This window comes from Escherichia sp. R1, assembly GCF_003000935.1.
GTDB lineage: Bacteria > Pseudomonadota > Gammaproteobacteria > Enterobacterales > Enterobacteriaceae > Escherichia > Escherichia coli.
The window spans coordinates 178,791-202,364 of record NZ_PSRU01000001.1 but is presented as its reverse complement, the minus strand read 5'-3'; the positions used below and the strand labels follow the sequence as shown (position 1 = coordinate 202,364).

The window sequence follows — 23,574 nt, the reverse complement described above, 5'->3', positions numbered from 1 at the left end:
ATTAAACATGACTGAATCTTTTGCTCAACTCTTTGAAGAGTCCTTAAAAGAAATCGAAACCCGCCCGGGTTCTATCGTTCGTGGCGTTGTTGTTGCTATCGACAAAGACGTAGTACTGGTTGACGCTGGTCTGAAATCTGAGTCCGCCATCCCGGCTGAGCAGTTCAAAAACGCCCAGGGCGAGCTGGAAATCCAGGTAGGTGACGAAGTTGACGTTGCTCTGGACGCAGTAGAAGACGGCTTCGGTGAAACTCTGCTGTCCCGTGAGAAAGCTAAACGTCACGAAGCCTGGATCACGCTGGAAAAAGCTTACGAAGATGCTGAAACTGTTACCGGTGTTATCAACGGCAAAGTTAAGGGCGGCTTCACTGTTGAGCTGAACGGTATTCGTGCGTTCCTGCCAGGTTCTCTGGTAGACGTTCGTCCGGTGCGTGACACTCTGCACCTGGAAGGCAAAGAGCTTGAATTCAAAGTAATCAAGCTGGATCAGAAGCGCAACAACGTTGTTGTTTCTCGTCGTGCCGTTATCGAATCCGAAAACAGCGCAGAGCGCGATCAGCTGCTGGAAAACCTGCAGGAAGGCATGGAAGTTAAAGGTATCGTTAAGAACCTCACTGACTACGGTGCATTCGTTGATCTGGGCGGCGTTGACGGCCTGCTGCACATCACTGACATGGCCTGGAAACGCGTTAAGCATCCGAGCGAAATCGTCAACGTGGGCGACGAAATCACTGTTAAAGTGCTGAAGTTCGACCGCGAACGTACCCGTGTATCCCTGGGCCTGAAACAGCTGGGCGAAGATCCGTGGGTAGCTATCGCTAAACGTTATCCGGAAGGTACCAAACTGACCGGTCGCGTGACCAACCTGACCGACTACGGCTGCTTCGTTGAAATCGAAGAAGGCGTTGAAGGCCTGGTACACGTTTCCGAAATGGATTGGACCAACAAAAACATCCACCCGTCCAAAGTTGTTAACGTTGGCGATATAGTGGAAGTTATGGTTCTGGATATCGACGAAGAACGTCGTCGTATCTCCCTGGGTCTGAAACAGTGCAAAGCTAACCCGTGGCAGCAGTTCGCGGAAACCCACAACAAGGGCGACCGTGTTGAAGGTAAAATCAAGTCTATCACTGACTTCGGTATCTTCATCGGCCTGGATGGCGGCATCGACGGCCTGGTTCACCTGTCTGACATCTCCTGGAACGTTGCAGGCGAAGAAGCAGTTCGTGAATACAAAAAAGGCGACGAAATCGCTGCAGTTGTTCTGCAGGTTGACGCAGAACGTGAACGTATCTCCCTGGGCGTTAAACAGCTCGCAGAAGATCCGTTCAACAACTGGGTTGCTCTGAACAAGAAAGGCGCTATCGTAACCGGTAAAGTAACTGCAGTTGACGCTAAAGGCGCAACCGTAGAACTGGCTGACGGCGTTGAAGGTTACCTGCGTGCTTCTGAAGCATCCCGTGACCGCGTTGAAGACGCTACCCTGGTTCTGAGCGTTGGCGACGAAGTTGAAGCTAAATTCACCGGCGTTGATCGTAAAAACCGCGCAATCAGCCTGTCTGTTCGTGCGAAAGACGAAGCTGACGAGAAAGATGCAATCGCAACTGTTAACAAACAGGAAGATGCAAACTTCTCCAACAACGCAATGGCTGAAGCTTTCAAAGCAGCTAAAGGCGAGTAATTCTCTGACTCTTCGGGATTTTTATTCCGAAGTTTGTTGAGTTTACTTGACAGATTGCAGGTTTCGTCCTGTAATCAAGCACTAAGGGCGGCTACGGCCGCCCTTAATCAATGCAGCAACAGCAGCCGCTTAATTTGCCTTTAAGGAACCGGAGGAATCATGACCAAGTCAGAATTGATAGAAAGACTTGCCACCCAGCAATCGCACATTCCCGCCAAGACGGTTGAAGATGCAGTAAAAGAGATGCTGGAGCATATGGCCTCGACTCTTGCGCAGGGCGAGCGTATTGAAATCCGCGGTTTCGGCAGTTTCTCTTTGCACTACCGCGCACCACGTACCGGACGTAATCCGAAGACTGGCGATAAAGTAGAACTGGAAGGAAAATACGTTCCTCACTTTAAACCAGGTAAAGAACTGCGCGATCGCGCCAATATTTACGGTTAAGTTTTTACTCAAACTTGAACGCGAGAAAAGCACCTGTCGGGTGCTTTTTTCATTTCTCTAATCTGGAACTGGAAGCTGCCTCGCACAGTTTTGAGCAGTTTTCACCCTATCGTTAAATTCTTCTGAACGTGCCTCGGGGAACGCAAAACTCCCACCAGACAACCGTTCAACAAAGTTGCACACTTTCTATAAACAGGGAGGGTGCATGAAAATAACGACAGTCGGCGTATGCATAATTTGCGGAATTTTTCCGTTGCTGATTTTGCCCCAATTGCCTGGGACAGTAACCCTTGCGTTTCTGACTCTCTTCGCCTGTGTACTGGCATTTATCCCTGTTAAAACCGTCCGTTATATCGTGCTGACGTTGCTGTTTTTCGTTTGGGGCATATTAGCAGCAAAGCAAATTTTGTGGGCAGGAGAAACCTTAACTGGCGCGACGCAGGATGCAATTGTTGAGATCATTGCTACTGACGGCATGACCACTCATTACGGTCAAATTACTCATCTACAAGGTCGACGTATATTCCCTGCGCCAGGCCTCGTACTGTATGGCGAATATCTTCCGCAAGCGGTTTGTGCCGGACAAGTATGGTCAATGAAACTCAAAGTTCGTGCAGTTCATGGTCAACTTAATGATGGCGGCTTTGATAGCCAGCGTTATGCCATTGCCCAGCATCAACCGCTCACCGGCCGTTTTCTGCAGGCAAGTGTCATTGAACCGAATTGTAGCCTGCGTGCACAGTATCTGGCGTCACTACAAACAACGCTGCAACCCTATATGTGGAACGCGGTTATTCTTGGATTAGGTATGGGGGAACGGTTATCCGTCTCCAAAGAAATCAAAAATATCATGCGTGATACTGGAACGGCGCATTTAATGGCGATATCAGGATTGCACATCGCTTTTGCGGCGTTGCTGGCTGCAGGACTCATTCGCGGTGGGCAAGTTTTTCTGCCTGGGTGCTGGATCCACTGGCAAATGCCATTAATTGGTGGAATCTGCTGTGCTGCTTTTTATGCCTGGCTTACGGGAATGCAACCTCCTGCATTGCGTACCGTGGTGGCGCTTGCCATTTGGGGAATGCTTAAGTTAAGTGGACGACAATGGAGTGGCTGGGATGTATGGATATGTTGTCTGGCGGCAATTTTGCTGATGGATCCTGTTGCCATTCTCTCGCAAAGTTTATGGCTCTCTGCCGCTGCGGTCGCGGCACTGATTTTTTGGTATCAGTGGTTTCCCTGTCCGGAGTGGCAGCTGCCGCCGGTATTGCGCGCGGTTGTTTCCCTCATCCATCTGCAACTGGGAATCACCCTCCTGCTTATGCCCGTGCAAATTGTCATATTTCATGGCATTAGTCTGACCTCGTTTATTGCAAATCTTTTTGCAATTCCCCTGGTGACATTTATCACGGTTCCGTTGATTCTCGCCGCGATGGTTGTGCATTTAAGCGGGCCGTTTATTCTGGAACAAGGGTTATGGTTTCTTGCCGACCGGTCTTTGGCTTTACTTTTCTGGGGGTTAAAGAGTTTGCCGGAAGGGTGGATCAACATTGCTGAACGTTGGCAATGGCTAACATTTTCCCCATGGTTCTTACTGGTGATATGGCGATTAAACGCCTGGCGAACGTTGCCAGCAATGTGTGTGGCTGTAGGCTTGCTGATGTGCTTGCCGCTGTGGCAAAAACCTCGACCTGACGAGTGGCAAGTGTACATGCTTGATGTCGGGCAAGGGCTGGCAATGGTCATTGCGCGAAACGGCAAAGCGATTCTCTATGATACGGGACTGGCCTGGCCCGAAGGGGATAGTGGGCAACAACTGATTATCCCCTGGCTCCACTGGCATAATCTTGAACCGGAAGGCGTTATTTTGAGTCATGAACATCTGGATCACCGGGGAGGGCTGGACTCAATATTGCACACATGGCCGATGTTATGGATCCGAAGTCCGTTAAACTGGGAACATCATCAGCCCTGTGTGCGTGGCGAAGCGTGGCAATGGCAAGGATTGCGTTTCAGCGCGCACTGGCCTTTACAAGGTAGCAACGATAAAGGAAATAACCATTCCTGTGTGGTTAAGATTGATGACGGGACGAATAGCATTCTTCTAACCGGTGATATTGAAGCCCCCGCTGAACAAAAGATGCTAAGCCGTTACTGGCAGCAAATGCAGGCAACATTACTTCAGGTACCTCACCATGGCAGTAATACCTCATCATCGTTGCCATTAATTCAGCGAGTGAATGGAAAAGTGGCACTCGCATCGGCATCGCGCTATAACGCATGGCGACTGCCCTCAAGCAAAGTTAAACATCGCTATCAACAACAGGGTTATAAGTGGCTTGATACTCCACATCAGGGTCAAATAACGGTCAATTTTTCAGCGCAAGGCTGGCGGATTAGCAGCCTCAGAGAGCAAATTTTACCTCGTTGGTATCATCAGTGGTTTGGCGTGCCAGTGGATAACGGGTAGAATATGCGGCTATTTCAACAAATGCTGGTTTTTTGAATGCATAACGACAAAGATCTCTCTACGTGGCAGACGTTCCGCCGACTGTGGCCAACCATTGCGCCTTTTAAAGCGGGTCTGATCGTGGCGGGCGTAGCGTTAATCCTCAACGCAGCCAGCGATACCTTCATGTTATCGCTCCTTAAGCCACTTCTTGATGATGGCTTTGGTAAAACAGATCGCTCCGTGCTGATGTGGATGCCGCTGGTGGTGATCGGGCTGATGATTTTACGTGGTATCACCAGCTATATCTCCAGCTACTGTATCTCCTGGGTATCAGGAAAGGTGGTAATGACTATGCGTCGCCGCCTGTTTGGTCACATGATGGGAATGCCGGTTTCATTCTTTGACAAACAGTCAACGGGTACGCTGTTGTCACGTATCACCTACGATTCCGAACAGGTCGCTTCTTCTTCTTCCGGCGCACTGATTACTGTTGTGCGTGAAGGTGCGTCGATCATCGGCCTGTTCATCATGATGTTCTATTACAGTTGGCAACTGTCGATCATTTTGATTGTGCTGGCACCGATTGTTTCGATTGCGATTCGCGTTGTATCGAAGCGTTTTCGCAACATCAGTAAAAACATGCAGAACACCATGGGGCAGGTGACCACCAGCGCCGAACAAATGCTGAAAGGCCATAAAGAAGTATTGATTTTCGGTGGTCAGGAAGTGGAAACGAAACGCTTCGATAAAGTCAGCAACCGAATGCGTCTTCAGGGGATGAAAATGGTTTCAGCCTCTTCTATCTCTGATCCGATCATTCAGCTGATCGCCTCTTTGGCGCTGGCGTTTGTTCTGTATGCGGCAAGCTTCCCAAGTGTCATGGATAGCCTGACTGCCGGTACGATTACCGTTGTTTTCTCTTCAATGATTGCACTTATGCGTCCGCTGAAATCGCTGACCAACGTTAACGCCCAGTTCCAGCGCGGTATGGCGGCTTGTCAGACGCTGTTTACCATTCTGGACAGTGAGCAGGAGAAAGACGAAGGTAAGCGCGTGATCGAGCGTGCGACTGGCGACGTGGAGTTTCGCAATGTCACCTTTACTTATCCGGGACGTGATGTGCCTGCATTGCGTAACATCAACCTGAAAATTCCGGCAGGGAAGACGGTTGCTCTGGTTGGACGATCTGGTTCAGGTAAATCAACCATCGCCAGCCTAATCACACGTTTTTACGATATTGATGAAGGCGAAATCCTGATGGATGGTCACGATCTGCGCGAGTATACCCTGGCGTCGTTACGTAACCAGGTTGCTCTGGTGTCGCAGAATGTCCATCTGTTTAACGATACGGTTGCCAACAACATTGCTTACGCAAGGACTGAACAGTACAGCCGTGAGCAAATTGAAGAAGCTGCGCGTATGGCCTACGCCATGGACTTCATCAATAAGATGGATAACGGTCTCGATACAGTCATTGGTGAAAACGGCGTGTTGCTCTCTGGCGGTCAGCGTCAGCGTATTGCTATCGCTCGAGCCTTGTTGCGTGATAGCCCGATACTGATTCTGGACGAAGCTACCTCGGCGTTGGATACCGAATCCGAACGTGCGATTCAGGCGGCACTGGATGAGTTGCAGAAAAACCGTACCTCTCTGGTGATTGCCCACCGCTTGTCTACCATTGAAAAGGCAGACGAAATCGTGGTTGTCGAGGATGGTGTCATTGTGGAACGCGGTACGCATAACGATTTGCTTGAGCACCGTGGCGTTTACGCGCAACTTCACAAAATGCAGTTTGGCCAATGATCGAAAAAATCTGGTCTGGTGAATCCCCTTTATGGCGGCTATTGCTGCCACTCTCCTGGTTGTATGGCCTTGTGAGTGGCGCGATCCGTCTTTGCTATAAACTAAAACTGAAGCGCGCCTGGCGTGCCCCCGTACCGGTTGTCGTGGTTGGTAATCTCACCGCAGGCGGCAACGGAAAAACCCCGGTCGTTGTCTGGCTGGTGGAACAGCTGCAACAGCGCGGTATTCGCGTGGGGGTTGTATCGCGGGGATATGGTGGTAAGGCTGAATCTTATCCGCTGTTATTGTCGGCAGATACCACCACAGCACAGGCGGGTGATGAACCTGTGTTGATTTATCAACGCACTGGCGCGCCTGTTGCGGTTTCTCCCGTGCGTTCTGACGCGGTAAAAGCCATTCTGGCGCAACACCCTGATGTGCAGATCATCGTAACCGACGATGGTTTACAGCATTATCGTCTGGCGCGTGATGTAGAAATTGTCGTTATTGATGGTGTGCGTCGCTTTGGCAATGGCTGGTGGTTGCCGGCGGGGCCAATGCGTGAGCGAGCGGGGCGCTTAAAGTCGGTTGATGCGGTAATCGTCAACGGCGGTGTCCCCCGCAGCGGTGAAATCCCCATGCATCTGCTGCCGGGTCAGGCGGTGAATTTACGTACCGGTACGCGTTGTGACGTTGCTCAGCTTGAACATGTGGTGGCGATGGCAGGGATTGGGCATCCGCCGCGCTTTTTTGCCACGCTGAAGATGTGCGGCGTACAACCGGAAAAATGTGTACCGCTGGCCGATCATCAGTCTTTGAATCATGCGGATGTCAGCGCGTTGGTAAGCGCCGGACAAACGCTGGTAATGACTGAAAAAGATGCGGTGAAATGCCGGGCCTTTGCAGAAGAAAATTGGTGGTATTTGCCTGTAGACGCACAGCTTTCAGGTGATGAACCAGCGAAACTGCTTGCGCAACTAACCTCGCTGGCTTCTGGCCACTAGTTACGCCGCGGCAGCGTTCGATTGATGGAGTCATGAATGTCGCTGCCGCACCTCTCCCTTGCTGATGCGCGTAATCTTCACCTTGCCGCGCAAGGCCTGTTAAACAAACCCCGCCGTCGAGCGTCGTTGGAGGATATTCCGGCAACGATCTCCCGCATGTCCTTGCTGCAAATCGATACCATCAATATTGTTGCCCGTAGCCCATATCTGGTGCTTTTCAGCCGTCTGGGAGATTATCCTGCGCAGTGGCTGGATGAGTCTCTGGCGCGTGGCGAATTAATGGAATACTGGGCGCATGAAGCCTGCTTTATGCCGCGTAGCGATTTTCGTCTTATTCGCCACCGCATGCTGGCACCTGAAAAAATGGGCTGGAAATATAAAGACGCCTGGATGCAGGAACATGCGGCGGAAATTGCACTGTTAATTCAGCATATTCATGATAAGGGGCCGGTACGTTCAGCCGATTTTGAGCATTCTCGTAAAGGGGCGAGCGGCTGGTGGGAGTGGAAGCCGCATAAACGACATCTGGAAGGTTTATTTACTGCCGGAAAGGTGATGGTGATTGAACGGCGCAACTTCCAGCGCGTTTATGATTTAACTCACCGTGTCATGCCTGACTGGGATGATGAGCGCGATCTCGTTTCGCAAGCAGAAGCAGAAATCATCATGCTGGATAACAGTGCGCGTAGCCTGGGAATATTTCGCGAACAGTGGCTGGCAGATTACTACCGGCTAAAACGTCCGGCACTGGCGGCGTGGCGTGAAGCGAGGGCTGAACAGCAGCAAATCATTGCTGTGCATGTTGAAAAATTGGGCAATCTTTGGCTGCATGCTGATTTGCTGCCGCTACTCGAGCGTGCGCTCGCCGGAAAGCTCACTGCAACGCACAGCGCGGTACTTTCGCCTTTTGATCCTGTTGTCTGGGATCGCAAACGCGCGGAGCAGCTTTTTGATTTTAGCTACCGGCTGGAGTGCTATATCCCAGCGCCGAAACGCCAGTATGGCTATTATGTTCTGCCGTTATTACATCGTGGGCAATTAGTTGGGCGAATGGATGCCAAAATGCATCGCCAGACAGGCATCCTTGAAGTTATCTCTCTGTGGTTACAGGAAGGCATTAAACCAACGACAACGCTGCAAAAAGGGTTACGTCAGGCGATTACTGATTTCGCTAACTGGCAGCAGGCAACGCGGGTGACATTAGGACGCTGCCCGCAAGGCCTCTTTACTGATTGCCGCGCCGGCTGGGAAATAGACCCCGTCGCATAAATGATTATGATAAGATTTATGCATTCATAACCCGATCCATCTGGAGGAACTATGGATCATCGTCTGCTTGAAATCATTGCCTGCCCGGTTTGCAACGGAAAACTTTGGTATAACCAGGAAAAACAAGAGATTATTTGCAAACTGGACAACCTGGCTTTCCCGCTGCGCGATGGCATTCCAGTGTTGCTGGAAACGGAAGCCCGCGTGCTGACTGCTGATGAGAGTAAATCATGAGTTTTGTGGTCATTATTCCCGCGCGTTACGCGTCCACGCGTCTGCCCGGTAAACCATTGGTTGATATTAACGGCAAACCCATGATTGTTCATGTTCTTGAACGCGCGCGCGAATCAGGTGCCGAGCGCATCATCGTGGCAACCGATCATGAGGATGTTGCCCGCGCTGTTGAAGCCGCTGGCGGCGAAGTATGTATGACGCGCGCCGATCATCAGTCAGGTACAGAACGATTGGCGGAAGTTGTCGAAAAATGCGCATTCAGCGACGACACTGTGATCGTTAATGTGCAGGGTGATGAACCGATGATCCCTGCGACAATCATTCGTCAGGTTGCTGATAACCTCGCTCAGCGTCAGGTGGGTATGGCGACTCTGGCGGTGCCAATCCACAATGCGGAAGAAGCGTTTAACCCGAATGCGGTGAAAGTGGTTCTCGACGCCGAAGGGTACGCACTGTACTTCTCTCGCGCCACCATTCCGTGGGATCGTGATCGTTTTGCAAAAGACCTTGAAACCGTAGGCGATAACTTCCTGCGTCATCTTGGTATTTATGGCTACCGAGCAGGCTTTATCCGTCGTTATGTTACCTGGCAGCCAAGTCCGTTAGAACATATCGAAATGTTAGAGCAGCTTCGTGTTCTGTGGTACGGCGAAAAAATCCATGTTGCTGTCGCCCAGGAAGTTCCTGGCACAGGTGTGGATACCCCTGAAGATCTCGAGCGCGTTCGCGCTGAAATGCGCTAATTTCACTTCACGACACTCCAGCCAATTTTGGGAGGAGTGTCGTACCGTTACGATTTTCCTCAATTTTTCTTTTCAACAATTGATCTCATTCAGGTGACATCTTTTATATTGGCGCTCATTATGAAAGCAGTAGCTTTTATGAGGGTAATCTGAATGGAACAGCTGCGTGCCGAATTAAGCCATTTACTGGGCGAAAAACTCAGTCGTATTGAGTGCGTCAATGAAAAAGCGGATACGGCGTTGTGGGCTTTGTATGACAGCCAGGGAAACCCAATGCCGTTAATGGCAAGAAGCTTTAGTACGCCCGGAAAAGCCCGACAACTGGCATGGAAAACCACCATGCTGGCAAGAAGTGGGACTGTCCGTATGCCGACTATTTATGGTGTGATGACGCATGAAGAACACCCCGGCCCCGATGTCCTGCTACTGGAGCGAATGCGTGGTGTTTCGGTGGAGGCACCAGCCCGAACACCAGAACGCTGGGAACAACTCAAAGATCAAATCGTTGAAGCCTTACTGGCCTGGCACCGTCAGGACAGTCGCGGTTGCGTCGGCGCGGTCGACAATACTCAGGAAAATTTCTGGCCCTCATGGTACCGGCAACATGTTGAAGTGCTATGGACCACGCTCAATCAGTTCAATAACACCGGTCTAACGATGCAGGATAAGCGGATCCTGTTTCGCACTCGCGAATGTCTCCCGGCATTATTTGAAGGCTTTAACGACAATTGTGTACTGATTCACGGTAACTTCTGTTTACGTAGCATGCTGAAAGATTCGCGCAGCGATCAGTTACTGGCGATGGTCGGACCGGGACTAATGCTTTGGGCACCGCGAGAATACGAACTGTTCCGACTAATGGATAATTCTCTGGCGGAAGATTTGCTCTGGAGTTATCTGCAACGCGCGCCAGTGGCGGAGTCGTTCATCTGGCGGCGTTGGTTGTATGTGTTATGGGATGAAGTTGCGCAACTGGTCAACACCGGACGATTTAGTCGGCGTAACTTCGATCTGGCATCAAAATCACTCTTGCCGTGGCTCGCCTGACGAACCTTTTAGCCACTGCCAGATGCGGCCAAGCGTTTCATAGCCAACACGATCGCTATGCATCAACCAAACCGGAGAAGGGATTGCCCGTTCCCACGGATTAAGCGGCGAGTCGATGGCCAACTGATTCGCCGGGGCTGGCAGCGGATTTAGCCCTTCCTGCTGAAAAAAGATCATCGCCCGCGGCAGATGTGATGCGGAGGTCACCAGCAGGAAAGGGGCGTCACCAATTGCCTGTTTCACTGCCGCAGCTTCTTCTTCGGTATCTTTTGGCAAATCCAGAGTGATAATTTGCTCGCGCGGCACGCCCAGCGATTGCGCAACTCTTGCACCTACTTCGGCTGTACTCACCGTATTGGTTTTTGCTACGCCTCCCGTGAAGATCAGTTTTGATCCCGGATTTTCGCGCCATAAGCGAATACCTTCATTCAGGCGGGGCAGACTGTTATTGATTAAATTCGAGCTTGGTGCCCACTGCGGGTTCCAGGTATAACCACCTCCGAGCACCACGATATAGTCCACTTTTTGCGAATTATTCCATGTCGGATAGGTGCTTTCGATGGGACGCAGCAGGCGGTCGGCTACCGGTTGCAAACTCAATAACAAGAGCGCCAGCCACCCAATGCTAATAAAAATCTTCCCGGTTTTTTGAAAACGGCTAAACCACAGCAGCGCCAGGCCAGCGCCAATAATCAACAACATCAGCGGAAGTGGCAGCAACATATTGCCAATCACTTTTTTCAGTGTAAAAAGCATCCTTTCTGGTTCCTTTTTTGACCATATAGCAAGGGATCGCCAGCGATATTACACCAGACGGGTTCATTCTCGCCGTGGCTGTGACAAAATAGCGTCTTTATCAGAAAACGTCTTAGCCAACCGGTGGAGAAAGCAATGCAGGATCGCAATTTTGATGATATTGCGGAAAAGTTTTCCCGTAACATTTACGGCACCACCAAAGGGCAGCTTCGACAGGCTATTCTGTGGCAGGATCTCGATCGCGTGCTGGCGGAAATGGGCCCGCAAAAACTGCGTGTGCTGGATGCTGGCGGCGGAGAAGGGCAGACCGCAATCAAAATGGCCGAGCGCGGGCATCAGGTCATTTTATGCGATCTTTCTGCGCAGATGATCGACCGCGCAAAACAGGCGGCAGAAGCAAAAGGTGTGAGCGACAACATGCAATTTATACATTGCGCCGCTCAGGATGTTGCTTCGCATTTGGAAACGCCCGTTGATCTGATATTGTTCCATGCGGTGCTGGAGTGGGTGGCCGATCCCCGCAGCGTATTACAGACCCTGTGGTCAGTTTTGCGTCCAGGCGGCGTGTTGTCGTTAATGTTCTACAATGCGCATGGTTTGTTGATGCATAACATGGTCGCCGGGAATTTTGATTACGTGCAGGCGGGAATGCCGAAAAAGAAAAAACGGACGCTTTCGCCAGATTATCCACGCGACCCGGCGCAGGTTTATCTGTGGCTGGAAGAAGCTGGTTGGCAAATTATGGGTAAGACAGGCGTTCGCGTGTTTCATGATTATCTGCGCGAGAAGCACCAGCAGCGCGACTGCTATGAAGCATTACTTGAATTAGAAACGCGTTATTGCCGTCAGGAACCGTATATTACCCTGGGGCGTTATATTCATGTCACCGCGCGCAAACCGCAGAGCAAGGATAAAGTATGAGTGAATTTTCCCAGACAGTCCCCGAACTGGTTGCCTGGGCCAGAAAAAATGACTTCTCCATCTCGCTGCCGGTAGACCGACTCTCTTTTCTGCTGGCGGTTGCCACGCTGAACGGCGAGCGTCTGGATGGTGAGATGAGTGAAGGCGAGCTGGTGGATGCATTCCGCCATGTGAGTGATGCGTTTGAGCAAACCAGCGAAACCATCGGCGTGCGCGCCAACAACGCGATCAACGACATGGTGCGTCAACGTCTGCTGAACCGCTTTACCAGCGAGCAGGCGGAAGGGAACGCAATTTACCGTCTGACGCCGCTCGGCATCGGCATCACTGACTATTACATTCGTCAGCGCGAGTTTTCTACGCTGCGCCTTTCTATGCAGTTGTCGATTGTGGCGGGTGAGCTCAAACGCGCAGCAGATGCCGCCGAAGAGGGCGGTGATGAATTTCACTGGCACCGTAATGTTTATGCGCCACTGAAATATTCGGTAGCAGAAATTTTCGACAGTATCGACCTGACGCAACGTCTGATGGATGAACAGCAGCAGCAGGTGAAGGATGATATCGCCCAGTTGTTGAACAAAGACTGGCGGGCGGCGATTTCCAGCTGTGAATTGTTGCTTTCAGAAACTTCCGGAACGCTGCGTGAATTGCAGGATACGCTGGAAGCGGCAGGCGATAAATTGCAGGCCAACCTGTTACGCATTCAGGATGCGACGATGACCCATGACGACCTGCATTTTGTCGATCGTCTGGTGTTCGATCTTCAGAGCAAACTCGACCGTATTATCAGTTGGGGCCAGCAATCCATCGACTTGTGGATTGGCTACGACCGCCACGTACACAAATTTATTCGTACTGCGATCGATATGGATAAAAACCGCGTCTTTGCTCAGCGGTTACGTCAGTCGGTACAAACCTATTTTGATGAGCCGTGGGCGCTAACCTATGCCAATGCCGATCGTCTGCTGGATATGCGTGACGAAGAGATGGTACTGCGCGATGAAGAAGTGACTGGGGAACTTCCTGAGGATCTGGAGTACGAAGAGTTTAACGAGATCCGCGAACAGCTGGCGGCGATCATCGAAGAACAACTTGCCGTGTACAAAACCAGACAAGTGCCGCTGGATCTTGGTCTGGTGGTACGCGAATATCTGTCACAGTATCCGCGTGCACGTCACTTTGACGTTGCGCGCATTGTTATTGATCAGGCGGTACGTCTTGGCGTAGCGCAAGCAGATTTCACCGGACTGCCAGCGAAATGGCAGCCGATTAATGATTACGGAGCCAAGGTACAGGCGCATGTCATCGACAAATATTGAACAAGTGATGCCGGTTAAGCTGGCGCAGGCGCTGGCGAATCCGTTATTTCCGGCGCTGGATAGCGCCTTACGTTCAGGCCGCCATATTGGCCTCGACGAACTGGATAATCATGCATTCCTGATGGATTTTCAGGAATATCTGGAAGAGTTTTACGCGCGTTATAACGTTGAGCTTATTCGTGCACCGGAAGGGTTCTTCTATCTACGCCCACGTTCCACCACGCTGATCCCTCGTTCCGTCTTGTCGGAACTGGATATGATGGTCGGGAAAATCCTCTGTTATCTCTATCTCAGCCCGGAACGGCTGGCGAATGAGGGGATTTTTACTCAACAGGAACTGTACGACGAACTGCTCACCCTGGCCGATGAAGCGAAACTGCTGAAACTGGTGAACAACCGTTCAACCGGTTCAGACGTTGACCGTCAGAAGTTGCAGGAAAAAGTACGCTCTTCGCTCAACCGTCTGCGTCGTTTAGGCATGGTGTGGTTTATGGGCCACGACAGCAGCAAGTTCCGCATTACCGAATCGGTGTTCCGCTTCGGAGCCGATGTGCGTGCTGGCGACGATCCCCGTGAAGCACAGCGTCGCCTGATTCGTGATGGTGAAGCAATGCCGATTGAAAACCATCTGCAACTCAACGATGAAACCGAAGAGAGTCAGCCAGATAGCGGAGAGGAAGAATAATGATTGAACGCGGTAAATTTCGCTCACTGACGCTGATTAACTGGAACGGCTTTTTTGCCCGAACTTTTGACCTTGACGAGCTGGTCACGACGCTTTCTGGCGGTAACGGGGCGGGTAAATCCACCACCATGGCGGCGTTCGTTACGGCGCTTATCCCCGATCTGACCCTGCTGCATTTCCGTAACACTACGGAAGCCGGGGCCACCAGCGGTTCGCGCGATAAAGGTCTGCACGGTAAGCTGAAAGCGGGTGTCTGTTATTCGATGCTTGACACCATTAACTCGCGCCACCAGCGTGTAGTGGTCGGTGTGCGTCTGCAACAGGTTGCCGGACGCGATCGTAAAGTGGATATCAAACCATTTGCCATTCAGGGCCTGCCGATGTCGGTGCAGCCGACACAACTGGTGACCGAAACTCTGAACGAACGCCAGGCGCGCGTGCTGCCGCTTAACGAGCTGAAAGACAAGCTCGAGGCGATGGAAGGCGTGCAGTTTAAACAGTTCAACTCCATTACCGATTACCACTCGCTGATGTTCGATCTGGGCATCATCGCGCGTCGTCTGCGCTCAGCGTCTGACCGTAGTAAATTCTATCGTCTGATCGAAGCCTCGCTGTATGGCGGGATCTCCAGCGCCATTACTCGTTCTCTGCGCGACTACCTGTTGCCGGAAAACAGTGGGGTGCGGAAAGCGTTCCAGGACATGGAAGCGGCGCTGCGTGAAAACCGCATGACGCTGGAAGCGATTCGTGTCACCCAGTCGGACCGAGACCTGTTTAAGCATCTGATCAGCGAAGCCACCAACTACGTGGCGGCGGACTACATGCGTCACGCCAACGAGCGCCGTGTTCATCTCGATAAGGCCCTGGAGTTTCGTCGCGAGCTACATACTTCGCGTCAGCAACTGGCGGCTGAGCAGTACAAACACGTCGATATGGCGCGAGAGCTGGCTGAGCACAACGGTGCCGAAGGCGATCTGGAAGCGGATTATCAGGCGGCCAGCGATCACCTGAACCTGGTGCAAACCGCACTGCGTCAGCAGGAGAAGATCGAACGCTACGAAGCGGATCTCGATGAGCTGCAGATCCGTCTGGAAGAGCAAAACGAAGTGGTGGCAGAAGCCATCGAACGCCAGGAAGAGAACGAGGCTCGTGCGGAAGCTGCCGAACTGGAAGTGGACGAGCTGAAAAGCCAGCTTGCTGACTACCAGCAGGCGCTGGACGTCCAGCAAACGCGCGCGATCCAGTATAACCAGGCGATTGCTGCGCTTAATCGTGCCAAAGAACTGTGCCATCTGCCGGACTTAACCGCCGACAGCGCTGCCGAATGGCTGGAAACCTTCCAGGCGAAAGAGCTGGAAGCGACCGAAAAAATGCTCTCTCTTGAGCAGAAAATGAGCATGGCGCAAACCGCGCACAGCCAGTTTGAGCAGGCTTATCAGCTGGTGGTGGCAATCAACGGCCCGCTGGCGCGTAACGAGGCGTGGGATGTCGCTCGCGAACTATTGCGCGAAGGGGTCGATCAGCGTCACCTGGCAGAGCAGGTTCAGCCGTTGCGGATGCGCTTAAGCGAACTGGAACAGCGTCTGCGTGAGCAGCAAGAAGCTGAGCGTCTGCTGGCAGATTTCTGCAAACGTCAGGGCAAGAATTTTGATATTGATGAACTGGAAGCTCTGCATCAGGAGCTGGAAGCACGCATTGCCTCTCTTTCCGATAGCGTCTCTAACGCCCGAGAAGAGCGGATGGCACTGCGCCAGGAGCAGGAACAGCTGCAGTCTCGCATTCAGAGTTTGATGCAGCGTGCGCCGGTTTGGCTGGCAGCGCAAAACAGTCTCAACCAGTTGAGCGAACAGTGCGGCGAAGAGTTCACCTCCAGCCAGGATGTCACCGAATTTCTGCAACAGTTGCTGGAGCGCGAGCGCGAGGCAATTGTTGAACGCGATGAAGTAGGCGCGCGCAAAAACGCCGTCGATGAAGAGATCGAACGTTTAAGCCAGCCAGGTGGTTCTGAAGATCAGCGTCTGAACGCGCTGGCGGAGCGTTTTGGTGGTGTGCTGCTGTCAGAAATTTATGACGACGTTAGCCTGGAAGATGCGCCGTACTTCTCAGCACTGTATGGCCCGTCACGCCACGCCATCGTGGTGCCAGATCTGTCACAGGTAACCGAACACCTGGAAGGCTTGACCGATTGCCCGGAAGATCTCTATTTGATCGAAGGGGATCCGCAGTCATTCGATGACAGCGTGTTCAGCGTTGATGAGCTGGAAAAAGCGGTGGTGGTGAAAATCGCCGATCGTCAGTGGCGTTATTCACGTTTCCCGGAAGTGCCGCTGTTTGGTCGTGCTGCGCGTGAAAGCCGTATTGAAAGCCTCCATGCCGAGCGGGAAGTGCTTTCCGAACGCTTCGCCACGCTCTCCTTTGATGTACAGAAAACCCAGCGTCTGCATCAGGCGTTCAGCCGCTTTATCGGCAGTCATCTGGCGGTGGCGTTTGAGTCTGACCCGGAAGCAGAAATCCGTCAACTGAACAGCCGTCGCGTCGAACTGGAACGGGCGTTGAGTAATCATGAAAATGATAACCAGCAGCAGCGTATTCAGTTTGAGCAGGCGAAAGAGGGCGTTGCGGCGCTGAACCGCATTCTGCCGCGTCTCAACCTGTTGGCTGATGACAGCCTGGCGGATCGCGTCGATGAAATCCGCGAACGTCTGGATGAAGCCCAGGAAGCCGCGCGTTTTGTTCAGCAGTTTGGCAATCAACTGGCGAAACTGGAACCGATCGTTTCGGTATTGCAGAGCGACCCGGAACAGTTCGAACAGTTAAAAGAAGATTACGCGTACTCTCAGCAGATGCAGCGCGATGCCCGTCAGCAGGCGTTTGCCCTGACGGAAGTGGTACAGCGTCGTGCGCACTTTAGCTACTCTGACTCGGCAGAAATGCTTAGCGGTAACAGCGATCTCAACGAAAAACTGCGTGAACGTCTGGAACAGGCGGAAGCGGAGCGTACCCGCGCTCGTGAAGCGTTGCGCGGACACGCAGCGCAGTTGAATCAGTACAACCAGGTGCTGGCTTCGCTGAAAAGTTCGTATGACACCAAAAAAGAGCTACTTAACGATCTGCAACGTGAATTGCAGGATATCGGCGTGCGTGCTGATAGCGGGGCAGAAGAGCGGGCACGTATTCGCCGTGACGAGTTGCACGCGCAACTGAGCAATAACCGTTCACGACGCAATCAACTGGAAAAAGCGCTTACCTTCTGCGAAGCGGAGATGGACAACCTGACCCGTAAACTGCGCAAGCTGGAGCGGGATTACTTTGAGATGCGCGAGCAGGTAGTGACCGCCAAAGCGGGCTGGTGTGCGGTGATGCGCATGGTGAAAGATAATGGCGTTGAGCGTCGCTTACACCGTCGTGAGCTGGCTTATCTCTCCGCTGATGATTTGCGTTCCATGTCGGATAAGGCGTTAGGTGCGCTGCGTCTGGCGGTGGCAGATAACGAACATCTGCGCGACGTGCTGCGGATGTCGGAAGATCCAAAACGTCCGGAACGTAAAATTCAGTTCTTCGTGGCGGTTTATCAGCATCTGCGTGAACGTATTCGTCAGGATATTATTCGTACCGATGATCCGGTGGAAGCTATCGAACAGATGGAGATCGAGCTTAGCCGTCTGACCGAAGAATTAACCTCCCGTGAACAGAAACTGGCGATCAGTTCCCGCAGCGTGGCGAACATCATTCGCAAAACCATTCAGCGCGAGCAGAACCGTATCCGTATGCTCAACCAGGGGTTGCAGAACGTATCGTTTGGCCAGGTGAACAGCGTACGTCTGAACGTGAACGTACGTGAAACGCACGCCATGCTGCTGGATGTGCTCTCTGAACAGCACGAGCAGCATCAGGATCTGTTTAACAGCAACCGCCTGACCTTCTCAGAAGCGCTGGCGAAACTGTATCAACGTCTTAACCCGCAGATTGATATGGGGCAGCGCACGCCGCAGACCATCGGTGAAGAACTGCTGGATTACCGCAACTATCTGGAAATGGAAGTTGAGGTTAACCGTGGTTCCGATGGCTGGTTGCGTGCAGAGTCTGGTGCATTGTCGACCGGTGAGGCGATTGGTACCGGTATGTCGATTCTGGTGATGGTGGTACAAAGCTGGGAAGATGAATCTCGCCGCCTGCGCGGTAAAGATATCTCTCCTTGCCGCCTGCTGTTCCTCGATGAAGCAGCGCGACTGGACGCCCGTTCCATCGCCACGCTGTTTGAATTGTGTGAACGTTTGCAAATGCAGCTCATTATCGCAGCGCCGGAAAATATCAGCCCGGAGAAAGGCACCACCTATAAACTGGTGCGTAAAGTCTTCCAGAATACCGAACACGTTCACGTCGTCGGCCTGCGAGGATTTGCGCCTCAACTCCCTGAAACGCTTCCAGGAAGTGACGAAGCGCCTTCTCAGGCGAGTTAAAGAAAAGGCGGCAGCAATGCCGCCTTTTCTTTTTCCGAAAACTCCGTTTCTGCACTAAAAAAGTGGCACATTACGGCGCGCTTTTCTTTAAACTTCTTTACATTAGGTTATGTAAAAACGTATCGGCGTTTATATACTGAAGATAAGTCTGATGAGTAACAGGCTTGCTCGTCATACTTTCGTGAGTATTGGCGTTGTACAGGCAAGTCGTAAAATAACAGCCTGGCTATTCAGAGTATGATAAAAACAGGGGGCAAGGGATGTTGCTTAATATGATGTGTGGTCGTCGGCTGTCGGCAATCAGTTTGTGCCTGGCCGTAACATTCGCTCCACTGTTCAATGCGCAGGCCGATGAGCCTGAAGTAATCCCTGGCGACAGCCCGGTGGCTGTCAGTGAACAGGGCGAGGCACTGCCGCAGGCGCAAGCCACGGCAATAATGGCGGGGATCCAGCCATTGCCTGAAGGTGCGGCTGAAAAAGCCCGCACGCAAATCGAATCTCAATTACCCGCAGGTTATAAGCCGGTTTATCTTAACCAGCTTCAATTGTTGTATGCCGCACGCGATATGCAACCCATGTGGGAAAACCGTGATGCTGTTAAAGCCTTCCAGCAACAGCTGGCAGAGGTGGCGATTGCCGGTTTCCAGCCGCAGTTTAATAAATGGGTAGAGTTACTGACCGATCCTGGTGTTAACGGGATGACACGCGACGTGGTGCTCTCTGATGCGATGATGGGCTATCTCCATTTCATTGCAAATATTCCGGTCAAAGGCACTCGCTGGCTATATAGCAGTAAACCTTATGCGCTTGCAACGCCGCCGCTTTCGGTGATTAACCAATGGCAGCTGGCGCTGGATAAAGGTCAATTGCCTACGTTTGTTGCAGGACTGGCACCGCAGCATCCGCAATATGCGGCGATGCATGAATCGTTACTGGCCTTACTCAGTGACACCAAACCGTGGCCCCAACTGACCGGCAAAGCAACGTTGCGCCCAGGACAGTGGAGTAACGACGTACCGGCGTTGCGCGAAATATTGCAACGTACAGGCATGTTGGACGGGGGACCGAAAATTACGCTACCTGGCGATGACACGCCAACTGACGCGGTAGTCAGCCCATCCGCTGTTACTATTGAAACAGCAGAAACTAAGCCGATGGACAAGCAAACTACGTCTCGTAGTAAACCTGCGCCTGTCGTTCGTGCCGCCTACGATAATGAACTGGTGGAAGCCGTTAAACGTTTTCAGGCATGGCAAGGATTGGGGGCAGATGGTGCTATTGGCCCGGCAACGCGTGACTGGTTAAACGTAACGCCCGCCCAGCGTGCTGGCGTGTTGGCACTCAACATCCAGCGATTGCGCTTGCTGCCAACAGAGCTTTCTACCGGGATCATGGTTAACATTCCGGCCTATTCGCTGGTCTACTATCAGAACGGCAATCAGGTGCTGGATTCGCGAGTCATTGTCGGTCGCCCCGATCGCAAAACGCCAATGATGAGCAGTGCCCTTAACAACGTAGTGGTAAACCCGCCGTGGAACGTACCACCAACTCTGGCACGCAAAGATATTCTGCCGAAAGTGCGCAACGATCCGGGATATCTCGAAAGCCATGGCTATACGGTGATGCGCGGCTGGAACAGCAGAGAAGCGATTGACCCATGGCAGGTTGACTGGTCTACAATCACGGCCTCGAATTTACCGTTCCGCTTCCAGCAGGCTCCAGGCCCACGGAACTCGCTGGGGCGCTATAAATTCAATATGCCGAGTTCAGAGGCCATTTATTTGCATGACACGCCGAACCACAATCTGTTCAAGCGTGATACACGCGCATTGAGCTCAGGCTGTGTACGAGTGAATAAAGCTTCCGATCTGGCGAATATGCTGTTGCAGGATGCAGGCTGGAATGACAAACGTATTTCTGATGCGCTGAAGCAGGGCGATACGCGTTACGTCAATATTCGGCAGTCGATTCCGGTGAATCTCTACTATCTGACGGCCTTTGTTGGTGCAGATGGTCGTACCCAGTATCGTACAGATATTTACAATTATGATCTGCCTGCGCGATCCAGCTCGCAAATTGTATCGAAAGCGGAACAATTAATCAGGTAAATGAAGCAGTTCGGGGAAATCAGTTGTCGTAATAATTAGCATGATCGGGGGCGATTCTCTGCAGCCCCCGTCACTGCTGGGGTTGAGTCATCTTGACGTCTGCTTTACGGGCGGTTAAGGTGCCTCTTGTGCGCCAGAAGTGCATATAAACGATAACATTGACCTGTAGACTTGATTATCATGGACAAATTCGACGCTAATCGCCGCAAACTGCTGGCGCTTGGTGGCGTTGCACTCGGTGCCGCCATCCTGCCGACCCCGGCGTTTGCAACACTCTCTACCCCACGCCCGCGCATTTTGACACTCAATAATCTTCATACCGGAGAGTCAATCAAAGCGGAGTTTTTCGATGGCAGAGGCTATATTCAGGAAGAATTGGCAAAACTTAACCATTTTTTCCGCGATTACCGCGCGAACAAAATAAAGTCCATCGACCCAGGATTATTCGACCAGTTGTATCGCCTGCAAGGGTTGTTAGGCACCCGCAAACCGGTGCAACTCATTTCCGGTTATCGTTCCATTGATACCAACAATGAACTACGCGCCCGCAGCCGTGGAGTAGCGAAGAAAAGCTATCACACTAAAGGCCAGGCGATGGATTTCCACATTGAAGGTATCGCGTTAAGCAATATTCGCAAAGCCGCGTTATCTATGCGCGCAGGTGGTGTAGGATATTACCCACGTAGTAACTTTGTGCATATTGATACCGGGCCAGCACGGCACTGGTAGTAATCGCTTAACGAAACAGGGGCAGTATGAACTATCGTATTATTCCGGTCACCGCATTCTCCCAGAACTGTTCATTGATCTGGTGTGAACAAACCCGTCTGGCCGCACTGGTCGATCCTGGCGGCGATGCGGAAAAAATCAAACAGGAAGTTGATGCCAGCGGCCTGACACTGATGCAGATCCTGCTGACTCATGGTCATCTGGACCACGTTGGCGCAGCGGCGGAACTGGCGCAACATTACGGCGTGCCGGTTTTTGGCCCGGAAAAAGAAGATGAGTTCTGGCTGCAAGGCTTGCCTGCGCAAAGTCGTATGTTTGGTCTGGAAGAGTGCCAGCCGCTGACGCCAGATCGTTGGCTGAACGAAGGCGATACCATCAGCATAGGGAATGTGACTTTACAGGTGTTACATTGCCCTGGGCATACGCCGGGTCATGTCGTGTTTTTTGATGATCGGGCAAAGCTGCTGATTTCTGGCGACGTTATTTTCAAAGGTGGAGTAGGGCGCAGTGACTTCCCGCGTGGCGATCATAATCAACTGATTTCTTCAATCAAAGATAAATTGCTGCCACTGGGGGATGACGTGACATTTATTCCGGGTCACGGACCATTATCCACACTTGGTTATGAGCGCCTGCATAATCCCTTCCTGCAAGACGAAATGCCCGTCTGGTAAAGGCGCATAAAAAAGCCCGCTTTCAAGCGGGCTTCATCGGTTTTAACGCTTACAGCACTGCCACAATCGCTTCGCACAGCGGCGCCATGTTATCTGGTGTCATCCCGGCCACGTTTACGCGACCAGAAGCAACAGCATATACGCCAAACTCTTCGCGCAGACGCAGCACTTGTTCTTTTGTCAGGCCACTGAAGGAGAACATGCCGTTCTGTTTGATGATAAAGCTGAAGTCGCGATTTGCGCCTTTTTCCTGCAGCGTATTGACGAACAACTGACGCATACGCTGAATACGCTGGCGCATATCAGTCAGTTCTTGTTCCCAAATCGCACGTAACGCATCGTTGCTCAGGATGGTGGCAACAACAGAAGCGCCGTGTGCTGGTGGGTTAGAGTAGTTAGCACGAATCGCCGCTTTCATTTGGCTGAATGCGCGTTCAACAGTTTCACTGTCAGCAGCAACCAGAGTACAAGCGCCAACACGCTCGTTGTACAGGCCAAAGTTTTTAGAGTAGGAACTGGCAACAATCAGCTCCTTATGCAGAGCCGCGAAAGCGCGCAGTCCTTCAGCATCTTCTTCCAGACCACGGGCAAAACCCTGGTAAGCGAAGTCAAACAGCGGTAACCAGCCTTTCTCAACGGAGAGTTGTGCCAGTGTCTGCCATTGTTCCAGCGTAGGGTCGATGCCGGTTGGGTTATGGCAGCAGCCATGGAACAGCACTACGTCGCCAGCCTGGGCTTCGTTCAGGCTGTTAATCAGTGCATCGAAGTCAAGAGTGTGATTTTCCGCATCATAATAAGCGTATTCACGAACTTCCAGACCTGCAGAGTTAAAGACGCTCTTATGGTTCGGCCAGCTTGGGTTGCTCACCCACACACGCTTAACGCTGGTATTTTTTGCCAGGAAATCGGCAGCCACGCGTAGTGCGCCAGTGCCACCCGGAGTCTGTGCCGTGCGAGCACGTTTGTCATTGATCAGGGCGCTACCTTTACCAAACAGCAGTTCCTGAGTGCAGCGACCAAATTCAGGGATGCCGTCAATGCCGAGGTAATTTTTGGTGGTTTCATTTTCGAGCAGATACTGTTCAGCCTTTTTCACGCTGGTCAGTACCGGGGTTTTACCCGTCTCATCTTTATAGACACCAATCCCGAGGTTAATTTTGCCGGGACGTTCATCGGCACGAAACAGATCGGCCAGGCCCAGAATCGGGTCGGCAGGAGCGGCGGTAATGTTCTCAAACATGACGAGGTTCCATTATGGTTACAGAA

At 52.0% G+C, this 23,574-nt stretch carries 18 protein-coding genes; 16 read left to right on the top strand and 2 right to left on the bottom strand.

All coding sequences use genetic code 11. The annotated features are described in order from the left end of the window. The first annotated feature begins 7 nt into the window (after nucleotides 1–7). The 9 genes from rpsA to C4F37_RS01010 all read left to right on the top strand — a co-directional run bounded on the left by rpsA (nucleotide 8) and on the right by C4F37_RS01010 (nucleotide 10,656). Nucleotides 8–1,681 carry a 30S ribosomal protein S1 gene (gene rpsA, locus C4F37_RS01050; protein ID WP_001538516.1) on the top strand — a complete coding sequence of 558 codons (1,674 nt, stop codon included), beginning with the start codon at nucleotides 8–10 and terminating at the stop codon, nucleotides 1,679–1,681. A 159-nt stretch (nucleotides 1,682–1,840) separates the two neighbouring features. After that, complete coding sequence (ihfB, locus tag C4F37_RS01045) at nucleotides 1,841–2,125, top strand: integration host factor subunit beta (protein ID WP_000167336.1); 285 nt, start codon at nucleotides 1,841–1,843, stop codon at nucleotides 2,123–2,125. Nucleotides 2,126–2,330: 205 nt separating this feature from the next. Then, the gene (locus C4F37_RS01040) at nucleotides 2,331–4,595 is read left to right on the top strand and encodes a ComEC family protein (protein WP_001538517.1); all 2,265 of its coding nucleotides are present in this window, start codon (nucleotides 2,331–2,333) and stop codon (nucleotides 4,593–4,595) included. A 36-nt stretch (nucleotides 4,596–4,631) separates the two neighbouring features. Continuing rightward, nucleotides 4,632–6,380, top strand: coding sequence for a lipid A ABC transporter ATP-binding protein/permease MsbA (msbA, locus tag C4F37_RS01035; RefSeq protein WP_000551259.1), 1,749 nt, complete (start codon nucleotides 4,632–4,634; stop codon nucleotides 6,378–6,380). Further along, nucleotides 6,377–7,363 (top strand): tetraacyldisaccharide 4'-kinase, encoded by a 987-nt coding sequence (lpxK, locus tag C4F37_RS01030; RefSeq protein WP_000570551.1) that lies wholly within the window; start codon nucleotides 6,377–6,379, stop codon nucleotides 7,361–7,363. Before msbA ends, lpxK begins: the two co-directional genes overlap by 4 nt. A gap of 36 nt (nucleotides 7,364–7,399) precedes the next feature. Further along, on the top strand, nucleotides 7,400–8,632 hold the full coding sequence (ycaQ, locus tag C4F37_RS01025; RefSeq protein ID WP_001538519.1) for a crosslink repair DNA glycosylase YcaQ: 1,233 nt from the start codon (nucleotides 7,400–7,402) through the stop codon (nucleotides 8,630–8,632). Between the two features lie 51 nt (nucleotides 8,633–8,683). Next, nucleotides 8,684–8,866 (top strand): protein YcaR, encoded by a 183-nt coding sequence (ycaR, locus tag C4F37_RS01020; RefSeq protein WP_000350051.1) that lies wholly within the window; start codon nucleotides 8,684–8,686, stop codon nucleotides 8,864–8,866. Continuing rightward, complete coding sequence (kdsB, locus tag C4F37_RS01015; RefSeq protein ID WP_000011610.1) at nucleotides 8,863–9,609, top strand: 3-deoxy-manno-octulosonate cytidylyltransferase; 747 nt, start codon at nucleotides 8,863–8,865, stop codon at nucleotides 9,607–9,609. Before ycaR ends, kdsB begins: the two co-directional genes overlap by 4 nt. A 153-nt stretch (nucleotides 9,610–9,762) precedes the next feature. Beyond that, nucleotides 9,763–10,656, top strand: coding sequence for a YcbJ family phosphotransferase (locus tag C4F37_RS01010; RefSeq protein ID WP_000436922.1), 894 nt, complete (start codon nucleotides 9,763–9,765; stop codon nucleotides 10,654–10,656). Here the strand turns inward: C4F37_RS01010 and elyC are convergent. Continuing rightward, the gene (gene elyC, locus C4F37_RS01005; RefSeq protein ID WP_000899600.1) at nucleotides 10,633–11,412 is read right to left on the bottom strand and encodes an envelope biogenesis factor ElyC; all 780 of its coding nucleotides are present in this window, start codon (nucleotides 11,410–11,412) and stop codon (nucleotides 10,633–10,635) included. The two genes, C4F37_RS01010 and elyC, sit on opposite strands and share 24 nt — an antisense overlap. Before the next feature lie 135 nt (nucleotides 11,413–11,547). Here elyC and cmoM point away from each other — a divergent pair, with 135 nt between their 5' ends. From cmoM to gloC, 7 genes are all read left to right on the top strand, one after another. Then, nucleotides 11,548–12,333 carry a tRNA uridine 5-oxyacetic acid(34) methyltransferase CmoM gene (gene cmoM / locus C4F37_RS01000; protein WP_001298300.1) on the top strand — a complete coding sequence of 262 codons (786 nt, stop codon included), beginning with the start codon at nucleotides 11,548–11,550 and terminating at the stop codon, nucleotides 12,331–12,333. Beyond that, the gene (gene mukF, locus C4F37_RS00995) at nucleotides 12,330–13,652 is read left to right on the top strand and encodes a chromosome partition protein MukF (RefSeq protein ID WP_001288856.1); all 1,323 of its coding nucleotides are present in this window, start codon (nucleotides 12,330–12,332) and stop codon (nucleotides 13,650–13,652) included. Before cmoM ends, mukF begins: the two co-directional genes overlap by 4 nt. Continuing rightward, nucleotides 13,633–14,337, top strand: coding sequence for a chromosome partition protein MukE (gene mukE / locus C4F37_RS00990; RefSeq protein WP_001295931.1), 705 nt, complete (start codon nucleotides 13,633–13,635; stop codon nucleotides 14,335–14,337). Before mukF ends, mukE begins: the two co-directional genes overlap by 20 nt. Then, nucleotides 14,337–18,797, top strand: a complete 4,461-nt coding sequence (mukB, locus tag C4F37_RS00985; protein ID WP_001538520.1) for a chromosome partition protein MukB — start codon at nucleotides 14,337–14,339, stop codon at nucleotides 18,795–18,797. Before mukE ends, mukB begins: the two co-directional genes overlap by 1 nt. A gap of 260 nt (nucleotides 18,798–19,057) precedes the next feature. Next, nucleotides 19,058–20,905 carry a L,D-transpeptidase gene (ldtD, locus tag C4F37_RS00980; protein WP_000926016.1) on the top strand — a complete coding sequence of 616 codons (1,848 nt, stop codon included), beginning with the start codon at nucleotides 19,058–19,060 and terminating at the stop codon, nucleotides 20,903–20,905. Between the two features lie 180 nt (nucleotides 20,906–21,085). Beyond that, a complete protein-coding gene (locus tag C4F37_RS00970; protein ID WP_001295932.1) occupies nucleotides 21,086–21,634 on the top strand; it encodes a YcbK family protein in 549 nt (182 codons plus the stop codon). 26 nt (nucleotides 21,635–21,660) lie between these two features. Beyond that, complete coding sequence (gene gloC / locus C4F37_RS00965) at nucleotides 21,661–22,308, top strand: hydroxyacylglutathione hydrolase GloC (protein WP_001109453.1); 648 nt, start codon at nucleotides 21,661–21,663, stop codon at nucleotides 22,306–22,308. Nucleotides 22,309–22,357: 49 nt separating this feature from the next. Here the strand turns inward: gloC and aspC are convergent, their stop codons facing one another. Then, the gene (gene aspC, locus C4F37_RS00960; RefSeq protein WP_000462681.1) at nucleotides 22,358–23,548 is read right to left on the bottom strand and encodes an aspartate transaminase; all 1,191 of its coding nucleotides are present in this window, start codon (nucleotides 23,546–23,548) and stop codon (nucleotides 22,358–22,360) included. Nucleotides 23,549–23,574: the final 26 nt, after the last annotated feature.

Excerpts from the sequence above, each read along its gene's own strand:
- rpsA (WP_001538516.1), top strand. The coding sequence starts at position 8 with ATGACTGAATCTTTTGCTCAACTCTTTGAAGAGTCCTTAAAAGAAATC.
- ihfB (WP_000167336.1), top strand. The coding sequence starts at position 1,841 with ATGACCAAGTCAGAATTGATAGAAAGACTTGCCACCCAGCAATCGCAC.
- C4F37_RS01040 (WP_001538517.1), top strand. The coding sequence starts at position 2,331 with ATGAAAATAACGACAGTCGGCGTATGCATAATTTGCGGAATTTTTCCG.
- msbA (WP_000551259.1), top strand. The coding sequence starts at position 4,632 with ATGCATAACGACAAAGATCTCTCTACGTGGCAGACGTTCCGCCGACTG.
- lpxK (WP_000570551.1), top strand. The coding sequence starts at position 6,377 with ATGATCGAAAAAATCTGGTCTGGTGAATCCCCTTTATGGCGGCTATTG.
- ycaQ (WP_001538519.1), top strand. The coding sequence starts at position 7,400 with ATGTCGCTGCCGCACCTCTCCCTTGCTGATGCGCGTAATCTTCACCTT.
- ycaR (WP_000350051.1), top strand. The coding sequence starts at position 8,684 with ATGGATCATCGTCTGCTTGAAATCATTGCCTGCCCGGTTTGCAACGGA.
- kdsB (WP_000011610.1), top strand. The coding sequence starts at position 8,863 with ATGAGTTTTGTGGTCATTATTCCCGCGCGTTACGCGTCCACGCGTCTG.
- C4F37_RS01010 (WP_000436922.1), top strand. The coding sequence starts at position 9,763 with ATGGAACAGCTGCGTGCCGAATTAAGCCATTTACTGGGCGAAAAACTC.
- elyC (WP_000899600.1), bottom strand. The coding sequence starts at position 11,412 with ATGCTTTTTACACTGAAAAAAGTGATTGGCAATATGTTGCTGCCACTT.
- cmoM (WP_001298300.1), top strand. The coding sequence starts at position 11,548 with ATGCAGGATCGCAATTTTGATGATATTGCGGAAAAGTTTTCCCGTAAC.
- mukF (WP_001288856.1), top strand. The coding sequence starts at position 12,330 with ATGAGTGAATTTTCCCAGACAGTCCCCGAACTGGTTGCCTGGGCCAGA.
- mukE (WP_001295931.1), top strand. The coding sequence starts at position 13,633 with ATGTCATCGACAAATATTGAACAAGTGATGCCGGTTAAGCTGGCGCAG.
- mukB (WP_001538520.1), top strand. The coding sequence starts at position 14,337 with ATGATTGAACGCGGTAAATTTCGCTCACTGACGCTGATTAACTGGAAC.
- ldtD (WP_000926016.1), top strand. The coding sequence starts at position 19,058 with ATGTTGCTTAATATGATGTGTGGTCGTCGGCTGTCGGCAATCAGTTTG.
- C4F37_RS00970 (WP_001295932.1), top strand. The coding sequence starts at position 21,086 with ATGGACAAATTCGACGCTAATCGCCGCAAACTGCTGGCGCTTGGTGGC.
- gloC (WP_001109453.1), top strand. The coding sequence starts at position 21,661 with ATGAACTATCGTATTATTCCGGTCACCGCATTCTCCCAGAACTGTTCA.
- aspC (WP_000462681.1), bottom strand. The coding sequence starts at position 23,548 with ATGTTTGAGAACATTACCGCCGCTCCTGCCGACCCGATTCTGGGCCTG.